The organism is Aquirufa sp. ROCK-SH2 (assembly GCF_054558315.1).
In genome coordinates, this window is sequence record NZ_JBPXKB010000003.1 from 505,771 (window position 1) to 519,402 (window position 13,632).

At 34.4% G+C, this 13,632-nt stretch carries 11 protein-coding genes; 5 read left to right on the forward strand and 6 right to left on the reverse strand.

What is annotated here, in order from left to right; all coding sequences use genetic code 11:
• Position 1 precedes the first annotated feature (1 nt).
• The 4 genes from cmk to V7S79_RS09325 are packed head-to-tail and all read left to right on the forward strand — an operon-like array spanning position 2 to position 6,143.
• Positions 2-688 carry a (d)CMP kinase gene (gene cmk / locus V7S79_RS09310; RefSeq protein WP_459490310.1) on the forward strand — a complete coding sequence of 229 codons (687 nt, stop codon included), beginning with the start codon at positions 2-4 and terminating at the stop codon, positions 686-688.
• On the forward strand, positions 675-1,718 hold the full coding sequence (locus V7S79_RS09315; protein ID WP_459490311.1) for an NAD(P)/FAD-dependent oxidoreductase: 1,044 nt from the start codon (positions 675-677) through the stop codon (positions 1,716-1,718). Before cmk ends, V7S79_RS09315 begins: the two co-directional genes overlap by 14 nt.
• Positions 1,719-1,756: 38 nt before the next feature.
• Positions 1,757-4,828 (forward strand): hypothetical protein, encoded by a 3,072-nt coding sequence (locus V7S79_RS09320; RefSeq protein ID WP_459490312.1) that lies wholly within the window; start codon positions 1,757-1,759, stop codon positions 4,826-4,828.
• Between the two features lie 55 nt (positions 4,829-4,883).
• Complete coding sequence (locus V7S79_RS09325; protein WP_459490313.1) at positions 4,884-6,143, forward strand: glutamate-5-semialdehyde dehydrogenase; 1,260 nt, start codon at positions 4,884-4,886, stop codon at positions 6,141-6,143.
• A 3-nt stretch (positions 6,144-6,146) separates the two neighbouring features.
• Here V7S79_RS09325 and V7S79_RS09330 read toward each other — a convergent pair whose 3' ends face one another.
• The 6 genes from V7S79_RS09330 to nusB are packed head-to-tail and all read right to left on the reverse strand — an operon-like array spanning position 6,147 to position 11,692.
• Positions 6,147-7,991, reverse strand: coding sequence for a DNA polymerase III subunit gamma/tau (locus tag V7S79_RS09330; protein ID WP_459490314.1), 1,845 nt, complete (start codon positions 7,989-7,991; stop codon positions 6,147-6,149).
• Between the two features lie 40 nt (positions 7,992-8,031).
• Complete coding sequence (gene coaE, locus V7S79_RS09335; protein WP_459490315.1) at positions 8,032-9,450, reverse strand: dephospho-CoA kinase; 1,419 nt, start codon at positions 9,448-9,450, stop codon at positions 8,032-8,034.
• 9 nt (positions 9,451-9,459) lie between these two features.
• Positions 9,460-9,762 carry a preprotein translocase subunit YajC gene (yajC, locus tag V7S79_RS09340; RefSeq protein ID WP_459490316.1) on the reverse strand — a complete coding sequence of 101 codons (303 nt, stop codon included), beginning with the start codon at positions 9,760-9,762 and terminating at the stop codon, positions 9,460-9,462.
• Positions 9,763-9,775: 13 nt separating this feature from the next.
• A complete protein-coding gene (locus V7S79_RS09345) occupies positions 9,776-10,225 on the reverse strand; it encodes a DUF1573 domain-containing protein (RefSeq protein WP_459490317.1) in 450 nt (149 codons plus the stop codon).
• A gap of 1 nt (position 10,226) precedes the next feature.
• Complete coding sequence (locus tag V7S79_RS09350) at positions 10,227-10,526, reverse strand: YtxH domain-containing protein (protein WP_459490318.1); 300 nt, start codon at positions 10,524-10,526, stop codon at positions 10,227-10,229.
• Positions 10,527-10,528: 2 nt separating this feature from the next.
• Positions 10,529-11,692, reverse strand: coding sequence for a transcription antitermination factor NusB (nusB, locus tag V7S79_RS09355; protein WP_459490319.1), 1,164 nt, complete (start codon positions 11,690-11,692; stop codon positions 10,529-10,531).
• 73 nt (positions 11,693-11,765) lie between these two features.
• On the opposite strand from nusB, the gene V7S79_RS09360 reads away from it, so the two are divergent.
• Positions 11,766-13,571 carry an ABC transporter ATP-binding protein gene (locus V7S79_RS09360; protein ID WP_459490320.1) on the forward strand — a complete coding sequence of 602 codons (1,806 nt, stop codon included), beginning with the start codon at positions 11,766-11,768 and terminating at the stop codon, positions 13,569-13,571.
• Positions 13,572-13,632: the final 61 nt, after the last annotated feature.

Below are 13,632 nucleotides of genomic sequence, written 5' to 3' on the forward strand. Positions count from 1 at the left end.
GATGTCGAAAATTATCATTGCCTTAGATGGCTTTTCTTCTTGTGGAAAAAGTACCACTGCCAAAAAAGTTGCAGCAGCATTATCCTATGTGTTTGTTGATTCTGGTGCCATGTATCGTGCAGTTGCTTTGTATTTTTTTCGTCATCAAATTGATATAAACCAGTTAGAACAAGTTCAAGAAGCATTAAAACATATACATATTACTTTTCAATTTAATGCCCAACGTCAAGCATCCGATACCATTTTGAATGGCGAAAATGTGGAGGCTGAAATTAGAAAAATGTATATTTCTGATATGGTTAGCCAAGTAAGTGCCATTCCTATTGTTCGCCATGCGATGGTTGCTCAGCAACAAAAAATGGGGGAATCTAAAGGGGTTGTGATGGACGGAAGAGACATTGGTACAGTTGTTTTTCCGAAGGCTGAATTGAAAATTTTCATGACAGCTAAACCTGAAATTCGAGCACAACGAAGAAAGCTTGAATTATTACAAAAAGGCGAAGATTTGCCCTTGGAACAAATTGTTGAAAATTTAAAAATTAGGGATGAAATCGACTCTAATCGTTCAGAAGGTCCTTTAAGAAGGGCTGTTGATGCAGTAGATTTAGATACTTCATATCGCAGTTTAGATGAGCAGGTTGAATTTGTCCTAGAACAAGTACGTCGTGTACAAAGTGAAATCAAATAAGAAAGATTTTCCTGTTTTAATTGTAGGTCAAGGACTTGCAGGTACTGTTTTGGCTCATCATTTACACAGAGCTAATCTCCCTTTTCAAATTTGGGATTCTCCAAAAACACATTTTACCTCTTCCATGGCTGCAGGAGGTATTTTCAATCCAGTTACCGGCAGAAAATTGGAAGAAACTTGGTTAGCCAATGAATTATTTGACTACCTTTTTCCTTTTTATCAGCAATTAGAAGAGGAATTAAATGATTCTTTTTTTCATCCGATGCCTCTTTTTCGCCCTTTTGCCAATGCTGAAATGAAGAAATGGTTATTGGATAGAAAAAGTGAGATTGATAATGCATTTTTGAAATGGACGGATGATGGGGTTTGGGTTGAAAAAACAGGCTGGTTAGATGTTGCGAAATTATTAAGTCTTTCCAAAGATTATTTTGTCAAAAAAGGAGTCTTTTATTCTAAAGAGGTAATTTTTGATTCAATAGAATTTGTGGAAGAAAATGCTTCAATTCAGATTGGTTCTGAATGTTTTTCTCAAATTGTTTTTTGTGAAGGTTTCCATTGCCATCACCATAATCCTTATTTTGGGCATTTGAATTTTTTACCTGCCAAAGGGGAGTTGTTGCGATTTAAAAACAAGACACTATCTTCAGATTACATTCTGAATAAAAATGGATTTATTTTACCCATTTCAAAAGATGAATTTAAAGTGGGCGCCACTTATCGATGGGATGATTTAAGTTCTTTGCCGCATACAAATGCTTTGCCCGACTTAGAAAAGAAATTACAGCAATTTCAAATAGATGAATATACTGCCCTTGAATTGATCAGTGGTGTACGTCCTGCCACGCAAGATCGTCGTCCCTTTGTAGGTTTTCATCCTAATCTTCCTGTGGCAATTTTCAATGGTTTTGGTTCCAAAGGAGTTTCATTAATACCTTATTTTGCTCAACAATGGTTGGACGAATTTCAAAACAAGAATATGATACATGAGGAGGCATCAATTCGTCGATTTTACCATTTATTTTCAGTATAAATCATTAAATTTGACTTATTGCTTTTAAAATACTGCAAATGAGGAAGACTTTACAATCCTTTTTATTGTTATTGCTCTTTAGCTTGTCGCTAACCACGCTTGCCCAAGATTTTTATCCAACTCAAAGAAAAGTTGAAAAAACGAGAATTCAATATCACGAGTTTGATTGGAAATACTTATCAAGCCAAAATTTTGAAGTCTATTTTTACGGTAAAAATGAATCATTAGCTCGGAATGCATTACGTATTTTAGACGGTGATTTTACACGAATTTCGAACACCCTCGGTTATTCTCCTTTCGAAAAAACAAAGGTTTTTTTATATCCATCGAATGAAGAATTATTTCAAAGCAATAGCGGTGTCAGTCTGTCTTCAGTTGCTGAAATAAGAGAAGAGAATTATTCTAAATTTAAAATTGAAATCGCTTTTCAGGAAAATTTGCTTGATTTCAAGAAAAAGTTGATTAAAGAAGTAGTAAAAGTGTATGTACATGACATGCTTTTTGGAGGTAGTATTAAAGATGCTCTCCAAAATTCACTGTTATTGTCTGTTTCTGATTGGTATATTTTGGGAATTGCTGCCTATATAGCAGAAGGTGATACACCTGAAATGAATCAATTTGCCTATCAAGTCATCGCGAATAATAAAATTCGCAAATTAACCATCGCAAGAGGTCAAGAAGCGGAATGGCTGGGACAATCCATTTGGTCTTATATTGTTAAAATGTATGGAATAAGTCCAATTAGTAATATTTTAAATTTGACACGAATCATTCGAAATGAACAATCCAGTATTTCAAGTACTTTGAAAAAACCATTTGCTAAAATGTTACAGGATTGGGCTAAATTTAATATTAATCAATATAAATCGATCGAATCAAATACTAGTTTGCCTTCCAACATCAATCTCTTGACTCAAGTTGATTTGATGGAAAATGAAAGTATCAAAGATTTTGAATTAAGCAAAGATGGGAAATGGCTTGCCTACGTTACTGAATCTTCGTCGAAGTACCATGTTCAATTATTGAATTTATCCACTAAAAAGAAAACGAATGTATTTCAGGCGAGTGTAAAAGATCCTTTAGAGACATTTCGTACCAAAGGTCCATTAATCAGTTGGGGCAAATCCAATGTGTTGGCTTTGATTTTTACCCAAGACGGATCAACTTGGTTACAAACTTATGCTCCTTTAAACGCTGGGAAGAATAATATTCGCGTCGACACAAGAAAAAAATTAGGTGATTTAAATATATTGGATTTTGAACTATCCTCTAATAATCAGCGATTATTGCTTAGAAGCCTGCGAAATGGTCAAGTGGACCTTGGTATTTATGATTTGAGACGGGCGAGATATTCTGCCGTGACTCAAGATCCTGAAGATGAAACAGAAGCTCATTGGATGCCAGCATCTGATGGGGTTTATTACGTTTCAAAAGCCATCAAAGATTCCCTAGTTCAAACAAAAAATACGAAAGGGCAGTATACTGCGGCCTATCAATGGAATACAGAAGAACCATCTCAGCCTATTCCTTTGTTTTATCACGAAGGCGAAATCAAAGATTTGAGATTTAATACAGATTCAACTTGGACGTTTTTGAGTCAATATCCTACAGGAAATTCGTGGGTAATTTACGCTCCTAAAGACTCGTCATTCAAGGAAAAAACCATTCGCAGTGGTTCTTGGTTGGCCTATGATCAGTCTGATGATTTGCTCGTATTTAAATCAAATGATATTTTAAATCAACAATTGAAAAGTATCACTAAAGAATCAATTAAATCGATCTCCAATATTGATTGGGTTGCTTTTAATGATGATTTTAGTTCTTCAACGAGCACCTTAGATTCTGTTGATACTTTTTCTTCCTTGTCAAATCGACGTTTTGAGCAAAGAAAAACTCGTTTGGAAAGGCAACAAGCCTTAAAGGCAAAAAATCTAACCGGAAAAATTGTAGGACCTTTTAATTATGAAAATTCATTCGTGATTAATAATTCCGAGGGCCAATTTTTATCGGATCCAGTTCGCGGTTTAGGATATTCCTTTGAAGTAAAAATGAATGATTTAATGGAGAATCATTTGATAAAAACAGGTGTGTTTTTAGCCGCTAATCTTAAGAATGTGGATTTCTGGGGGGAATATTCTTATTTAGCTAAAAAAATTGATTGGAATTTTCGATTCGACCGAAAGGTTTTGGATCAAGAAACGGAACTTTATTCTCAAAAAATTCGACATAATCGCCTTGAAATGAAAGGTATTTACCCATTCAATTTAAGAAGTAAATTATCTGTTTCAGGAATTTATACCTTAAATAGGGCATTTGATCAGTATTACCTCAATACGCCAGAAAATGTTTCTTCTTACGGTGGGACTAAAGTAGAATATTCATTTGATCATACTGAACCGATTGCCGTAAATCTGAAAACGGGTTTTCGGATGACTGCCTCTTTCGAAAGTGAAATAGGTTTAAATACGGGTATTCAAAGCTTTTCTAGGGTAAAATTGGATGCTAGAAAGTATATTAAAATTTCGAATAACTTATTTTTAGCGACTCGTTTTACAGCTTCTCATATTTTTGGTGATAATGCGCCACAAACAATGCTAGGCGGGATGGATAATTGGTTGTTTGTGCAAAGAGAGGCTCGTAATAAGGAAAATCCTTTAGGAAAATCAGGTATCGCCCAAAGAGATATTTTTATGAGTGATTTTGCAAGTCCTTTACGTGGATTTAATGTTAATCGATTATCAGGAACCAATCATTTATTGTTCAATATGGAGTTGCGTATTCCTGTGAAAAGCTTCTTAGGCTCAGATTATAACCGTTCTACATTTATCAATACCTTACAATTAATTGGATTTACGGATATTGGTTCTGCTTGGACAGGTGCTAGCCCATTTTCTAAATCGAATGGCTTTAATACCAATGTATATGGTGGACTACCTAATCCATTTCAAGCAACTGTTACGGATTTTAGAAATCCATTTTTATTGGGTTATGGGGTAGGGGCTAGAGCAGAATTTTTTGGATATTTTTTTAAATTGGATTACGCCTATGGTTTAGAAAGTGGAGAAATTAAAGCTCCCGTTAGCTATTTAACCATTGGGCATGATTTTTAAATCCATCGATTTTTCTTCTATATGTTCCTAGGAATGTATGTCAAATTAAATTAGTATGACTTTCAGTACAACAGATATGATCAATTTGTTTGCATTAACTAAAGATGCATCTTCTTCCATTGCTTTAGCTACTTCAGAAGCTAAAAACCAGATATTATTTGAAATCGCACTTAGTCTAGAAGAGCATTCTAATGAAATCATCCAAGAAAATGCAAAGGATTTAGAAAAAATGAATTCTCAAGATCCCATGCGAGATCGTTTGCTGTTAAATGAAGATAGAATAAAATCATTAGCTAGTAGTGTAAGAGATATTACGCTTTTACCCGATCCAGCTGGCACAAGCTTACTTTCTAAAACCTTGAAAAATGGTTTGTTATTAGAAAAAGTAGCAGTCCCTTTAGGCGTTGTTGGAGTTATTTATGAATCAAGACCTAATGTAACAATCGACGTTGCGGCACTTTGTATTCGATCTGGTAATGCTGTCGTTTTAAGAGGTGGAACAGACGCTTGGCATTCTAATGCTGTTTTAGTTAAAATAATTCATTTAGCCTTAAGTAAATGCGGTTTTTCAACTGATTTAGTTCGTTTGATGCCGACAGATCGTGAGCATGTAAGTACGATGCTAACTGCTGTAAAATACATTGATGTTATTATACCTAGAGGTTCAGAAGCATTGATTCAACGTGTTCGTAAGGAGTCATTGGTTCCTACCATTGAAACAGGTGCTGGGGTTTGTCATACCTACGTAAGTGAATTTGCCGATTTGGCAAAAGCGGTCCCAGTCGTGGTTAATGCTAAGGTTTCAAGGCCTTCCGTTTGTAATTCGTTAGATACCATTTTGTTGCATCAAAATCAGGCAGATGAATTTTTAAAACAAATTGCGCCCGAATTATTGAAGTATAATGTGACGATATATGCCGATATTCTTTCTTATGAAATATTATCAAAGTTGAATTATCCATTGGTTCAAATCGCTGAAGAGTCTGATTTTGGTAGGGAGTTTTTAGATTATGCTTGCTCCATCAAAATTGTTAATTCCTTGAAAGAGGCTTTAAAACATATTTCTACTTATTCTTCAAGGCACTCTGAGGCAATTGTCACAGAGGATGAATCGGAAGCCAATTATTTCTTAAAAGCGGTAGATGCGGCAGCTGTTTACTGGAATGCTTCTACTCGATTTACCGATGGTGGCGTGTTTGAATTAGGTGCTGAAATTGGTATATCCACTCAAAAATTGCACGCAAGGGGACCTTTTGCTTTAGAAAAATTAGTAACTGAAAAATGGATTATTAAAGGAAATGGACAAATTCGTTAAGAATTAAAATTCATGATCTAATCCAAATTTTTGTTTCATTTCAACTAATAAAGGGTATTTGTTTGCCAAATATTCATATTTGTCTGACTGAGTATACAATGCCCTTTTATCATTCTTTACATACTCAATAATATCCAATTCAATATCGATTAATTGATTTTTCAATTTGTCCCTCAAAGTGGAAAGTAACTCCAATCGAATATTTTCATTGAACTGTTGAACTTGCACCTCATTTTCTACTTTGATATGAAGTATCGTTTCAATCAATTCAAAAGGTCGGTTCATCATCACATATTTATTGATGAAATTATGTGCCTTAAATTCTTCCGCAATGAAATGCCATTCTCTTTTGATATCCTCAAAAGTAAATGGATGATTCATCTCATGGATATTCCCATTGGAATTTGAATTATTCGATTCTTTTTGAGAATTGTTATCAATGATTTTTTTTGCACTCCGGAGTCCGCTTCCTCCTGAAACTGGTTTTTGCGCAGCTAAAGTATTTTGAATGATAGAAGTTGGTGCAGGAATTTGTACTTCCTTGACCAACTCTTTGCTGGTATTAGCTTGAAGTGTAGACGGTTGTTCTGCAGTTGTTACCGGCGCATGAATGTTACCTTCAACAATGGGTTTATTCTCAGGAACAATATTTGCGGTAGGGGTAGAAGAATTTTCAACTACCTTTTCGGTAGTTGTATTAGACTTTTTTCCGTCGCCGCCCTCCACCACAGGTTGGTTGACAGGCTGGTAGACAGATGGTAAATAAGTTATTTTTAAAATACTTAATTCCAAATGAAGCCTAGGATTTTTTGCGCTTTTATAATGTATCTCACATTGTGCGCAAATGTTCATAGCAGATAAGGTAAATGATGCAGATGTTTTTGCAGATTGTTGTTGAAATTTCACTTTTATTTCATCTCCAAAATCCATCAAGGCCAAAGTCTTTGGGTCTTTTGCAAATAAAAGGTTTCTGAAGTGCTCCATCAAACCACTGATGAATTGATGACCATCAAAACCTTTTCTCATCACTTCATCAATCAATAGCAATGAATCACTGTGATTTTGATCAATAAAATGGTCGGTTAATTTGAAATAATAATCACTATCTAAAATATGTAGATTTTCAAGTACATCTTTATGCCTTAGAACATTGTCCGTAGAAAAAGTAACATTTAAATCAAACATAGAAAGGGCATCTCTTAGACCACCATCTGCTTTGATAGAAATCAATTCAAGAGCTAAAGGCTCGGCTTGTATACCTTCTTTTTCAGCTATCGAATTTAGGTGAGATGCCATATCTTTCCATTGAATTCTATTGAAATCAAAGATTTGGCAACGTGATAAGATCGTAGGAAGTATTTTATGCTTTTCGGTGGTCGCTAAAATAAAAATAGCATAACTCGGTGGTTCTTCTAATGTTTTAAGAAAAGCATTAAAAGCCGCTGGAGAAAGCATATGAACCTCATCTATGATGTAGATTTTATATTTTCCACCTTGCGGAGGATATCGAACTTGATCGATAAGGTTACGGATATCATCAACGGAATTATTTGAAGCTGCATCTAATTCGTGAATAGCTAAGGAAGTATTTTCTTGAAAGGATTTACAAGAATCACATTGACCACATGCCTCACCATCTGCTTGTAAATTTTCACAATTAATTGTCTTTGCTAAAATTCTAGCGCAAGTCGTTTTTCCAACACCCCTTGGACCACAAAATAAAAATGCTTGTGCCAAATGATTGGACCTGATTGCATTTTTTAAGGTAGTTGTAATGTGACTTTGACCAACAACTGAATCGAATTGTGTAGGGCGATATTTTCTAGCAGAAACAATAAAATTTTCCATACTGCAAGTTAGCTTTTAAGCCATAAATTCCAAAATGAAATTAGGGTAAAATCAGAGTTGCACTTACTGGAAAATGATCAGATGGGTACCTATTGTTCCATGTTTCAGAATGGGTTGAATGCTGCAAACATTTAATGCCATTTTTGACAAAAATATAATCAATTTCAGATTTTTCTCTCTCTGATTTAAATCCATTAAAAGATCCTATTGGACCGTAATGCCCATTTCGACTAATTTTTGAACTATTAATTATTTTATCAGGATTGTTTTCATCCACTAAAATTTGAATAGGTTCGTCATCAGGACTGGCATTGAAATCGCCTAATAAAATTGTTGGGGAATTTTGAGCAATTTCTTTTATTTTTTTCAGAACCAACTTTGCACTTTCCCTTCTCGCTATTTTCCCTAAATGATCAAAATGAGTATTGAAAACAAAGAATTTCTTTCCTGATTTGATTTCTTGAAAATGCCCCCAAGTAACCACCCGTCTACATGCTGCATCCCATCCAAATCCTACTTTTTCGCATGAATCGGATAGCCAAAAGGTTTTTTGAATAAGTACTTTGTACTTGTTTTTATTGTAAAAAATGGGTGAAAATTCGCCCTCTTCTTTTCCATCATCTCTACCGTTTCCAAACCAAATATGTTGTGGTAACACTTTTTGTACATCTTTGATTTGATGAACAAATGCCTCTTGCATTCCGATGATGTCTGCCTGATGGTATTTGATTAAATCTCCACACATAACAATTCGGTTTTTCCATTGATTGACTCCGTCTGATTCTGTATCCATTCGGATATTAAAGGTCATGGCTTTGATTTGACCCAAACTAGAAAATGTTATGAACATTCCAAGGATCAGCATCAAAAGACTCATTTTCTTGAATATTGCCTCTATTTGTGGCCAAATACGAGTTTTTTTATTGTTGTGAATGATGAAGTCAGCGCCAGTTTGATATTCTTTTTCGCTCGGTTGTACTTGTATTATTTTCATGGTTTCTTCTAGGTTATAGTTATTTCTACGTTGAATGTTGGTAATTCTTTCTTCCAAAGGACATTCTATGGCCAAGATTTTTTCTACGAATGCGGGTTTGTTTTTGGAGGTCAATAAGGCCGATTCATAGATTTTAAAGGATGCAGTGCTCTTTTCATTTTTCCAAATTTCCACTTGTTTTCTAACAGCTGGATGCACAATTTCATTAAGTTCAGACAAGAGCTGGGCGTTTTCCATGACTTTTTTTCGAACCCAGTTTCTTTGGTATCTGCCATTCGAATCAAATGCGTCATTTCCTAACAGTTCCAAGACCTGATTTTTTAATTCACCTTCAATTAACTGAATAGCAATTTTATCCGCTTCAAGAACTGGAATGCCTAAACATGAAAAAATCCGGCAAATGATTGATTTGCCGGATCCTATTCCGCCTGTAATACCAATAATGGGTGGCAGGCTCTTTGACATAAAAATCTTTTATTCTTCTGTTAAACGAGAAGATGCATCCTTCGAAATTGCTGATTTTTCAAATACGATACGAACACCTTTGCTTGAATCAACTTCAACCAAAACAGTTTTTTCACGTAAAGTAACAATGGTACCGTGTGCGCCGCCAATCGTTACGATTTTATCTCCAGCCTTCAATTCATCAATGAATTTTTTGGCTTCTTTCGCTTTTTTCTGTTGTGGACGAATCATGAAAAAGTAAAAAACGACGAAAATTCCTCCGAAAAGAATGATTTGCATCATTTGTGGGTTACTTGCTTGTAGGTATAACATAATTTTGTTTGTTTTATTTTTTGGGAACTAATACTTCAATTTTAAAACCTACCGAGTTGTCCATTGGAATAGTATTGCAATAGGCGGTGATGGTTTTTAGTAATTTGCCTTCTTTTCCATTAGAATCAAAAGTGACTTTGATAAATCCCTTTTTACCAGGTTGTATCAAATTTTGACTCCATTTTGGAGTGGTGCAACCACAAGAGGCATTTACGGTTACAATTTTCAATGGAAGATTACCTTTGTTCTTAAAATGATACGTATATGAAACCTTGTCTCCTTGTTTGATTTTACCCAAATAAACCAAGGGTTGATCAAATCTCATGATCGGTTTTTTTTCTGCCGTAGGCTTTAATTCTAAAGGTATCGCATTTTCAGTAGCACTCGCTTCTTCTTTTTGCTTATTGGTACAGGAAATCGTTCCCGCTAAAATAAGAATGAAAAATAAGCGTAGGATTGTCATATTATGGCTTCGCTTTGATTTGACTCATCATTTTTTCCACATCTTCCAATAATTTTTCCGCTTTCACTTTTGTGTCATTCACCACTTTTTTTCCTTCTGATTTTGCCATTGTTTCTGGAATTTCTTTTCCTTCAACAATATCATTGATCAATTGCTTCAACTGATCACGGTATTTATTTAATTGAAAATACAATTTACTTCTTGTATTTTCTCCTTTATCTGGTGCGTATAAAATACCTAAAACTGCGCCAGTCGCTGCACCTACTAAAAATGCCCAAAAGGTTTTGGAAGATCTGCTCATAATTATTTGTTGGCTATGTCGATTAAACCTCGACCTGATTTTTTAATTATATTTTCTTTTATTAATCTGGCTGAAACTACATCAAGAACACCATTGATGAATTGTCCAGATTTCGGAGTTGAATAGTCTTTTGCTAATTCAATGTATTCGTTAATGCTAACCTTAACAGGAATACTAGAGAAGTTAATCATTTCTGCAATGGCCATTTTTAAAATAATTAAATCAGACATTGCTAATCTGTCATTTTCCCAATTTTTTGTTTGATCACCGATCCAAGTTTCTAAGTTCTTGTCTTCTTGTACCGTTGTTTCAAATAATTGTTCAAAAAACAATTTATCATCTTCCCATTGAATCGCTAAATTTTGTAATTGTAAATCTTCTAAAGCTTCAATTTTAAAAGTTTTAGTTGAAAGACTTTTTACTACATCTTTATTCAAATGCCAATTTAAATCTTTTTCTTCAAAATACTCCGTCATAATCGGGTGTTTTAAAATAAAAGTTTTCAATAGGTATTTCACCATCTCCAAATCATCTGGAAAGCTTTTGCCCGCGTTGGGTAAGTACTCAACAAACTGATTGTCGACTAAGATTCCTTCAATAAATACTTTTTTTAATCGATTTTCTTCATCTTCCGACCAACCAATATGATGTTTTTTTATTTCGTTTTGAAGGTCAGACCATTTTGGTAAAATGGCTAAAATCTTGTTTTTACCTAAAAGAGATGTTTTGATTGGGTTTTCTAATAACCTTCTGTTTTCGTCCCAAAATGCAATTTCTGAAATGGATTGAATGTAAAAAAGGATTTTTAGATATTGAACATAAATGTTCTCCACCTCTTGAAGCATTTCTTTTTTAAGTCGGTTCGCGATTTTTCTTTGTTCTTGATGATAAACACGAAAGACAGAATTCGCAGCATCAGAAGCTTCTCTCGGAATGGTTTCTTCGGAAGGAATTGCTTGAAAAAGTTCGTTTAATTGGATTTCTGCCAGTTTTTTCAAACCCTCTAATTTCGGCATTTGATCTTCTTTGGCTATCATTAATGATAAATCAGGTTGAAAAATATTGCCTAATTCATCATAAGCCAATTGAAATTGTGCGCGTTCTTGAGTATGATAAGCGTATAAAGCTTGAAATGTTTTTACTCTAAGTAATCTCCTGTTTACCATTCGAAAATAAAGACCGTTGTGTTTTTTTTGAAGTACAAATTTAAGAATTTTAATTGATAAACATTCTATCTTTGTGGGAAGTAAATTTATTATGGGAGCGCTGAGTCATTTGAATAAGTTTTTTTGGAAGTACAAATGGTTACTAATTTTGGGAATCATTTTTACCTTTTGTTCCAATTTTTTTGGTGTTGTTCCTGCCCAATTAATCCGTTTTGCACTTGATTTGGTCACAGATACCATTCATGTGTATTTTTTATTCAAAGGATTTGAAATTCAAACTGCTTTTTATGAAGTATTTGCCACAACCTTATTTTTTTATGGTGGCTTGATCGTGTTGATGGCTTTGATCAAAGGCGTATTTTTGTTTTTGGTTCGTCAAACCTTGATTGTAATGTCGAGACATATTGAATACGAATTAAAAAATGAGATTTATGAGCACTATCAAACGCTTCCACTTTCCTTTTATAGGAAACAAAATACGGGCGATTTAATGGCTCGGATTTCAGAAGATGTTAGCAAAGTGCGTATGTATGTGGGGCCTAGTATCATGTATGGCTTAAATTTAATTAGTGTCTTTATTTTAGTGATTTACTATATGTATCAGGTCAATGTAAAATTGATGTGGTATGTTTTACTTCCTTTACCTGTTTTATCCATCAGTATTTATTACATCAATTCCTTAATTATGAAGAAATCGGAGGAAATACAAGCTGGATTATCTTCCATTTCAACTTTTGCACAAGAGGCTTTTTCGGGAATCAGAGTGTTAAAATCTTTTGTTCGTGAAAAAGAGTCTATTTTGTCCTTCGCTGATGCCTCTGCCAATTACCGTAAAAAATCACTTGATTTAGTCAAAATTGATTCTTTGTTTACTCCAATGATTTCTTTGCTTGTTGGATTAAGTACATTATTTGTCGTTTTTATTGGTTCCAAAGAGGTGATGGAAGGACGAATGACGGTCGGTAATATTGCAGAATTTATCATGTATGTGTTTATGTTAACTTGGCCGGTTACCGCTTTAGGTTGGACAAGTTCACAAATCCAAAGAGCGGCAGCATCTCAAAAAAGAATCAATGAATTTTTAGATGCTCGTTCTGAAATGGAAGTTGGTTTACAAATTTCAAAAGAAATAGAAGGGCATTGGCTTTTTGAAAATGTTAGTTTTGCTTATCCTGGGACGGATACACTTGTGCTTAAAAAGGTGAATTTTGAGATTAAACCTGGAGAATCGGTTGCTATGTTGGGAACTACAGGGTCGGGTAAAAGTACCGTGGCACAATTAATGGCAAGGTTTTATGATCCTTCAGAAGGTAGAATTTTATTGGATGGAGTAGATTTGAAAGACTGGGATATTCAATTAGTGCGTAAAAATTTGGGATTTGTTCCTCAAGAAGTATTCTTGTTTTCCACCAGTATATCTGAAAATATTCGATTTGGTCAAGAAAATTTAAGTCAGGAAGAAATAGAACAGGCTGCCAAAAACGCAGATGTTTATGATAATATCATTGAATTTCCAGAAAAGTTTGAAACCATTTTAGGTGAAAGAGGAGTAACGCTTTCTGGTGGCCAAAAACAAAGAGTCAGCATTGCAAGAGCCCTAGCTAAGAATCCCAAGATGTTGGTGCTAGACGATTGTCTTTCTGCAGTGGATACGCATACGGAGCATACGATTTTAGAAAATTTGAAATCCTTGATGAAAAATAAATCGTGTTTGATTATTTCTCATCGTGTTTCTTCTGCCAAATTAGCTAAGCGGATTTTTATTCTTCAAGATGGAGAAATTAAAGAATCAGGAAATCACACAAGCCTTATGAAAAAAGAAGGTTTGTACTTTGATTTATACCAACAGCAGCTAAATACGGAGGAGGTTATTAGGTAAGAGGTAAAAGGTAAGAGGTAAGAGATAAGAGAAATTATTTCGACCCTTGACTTCTACTCCC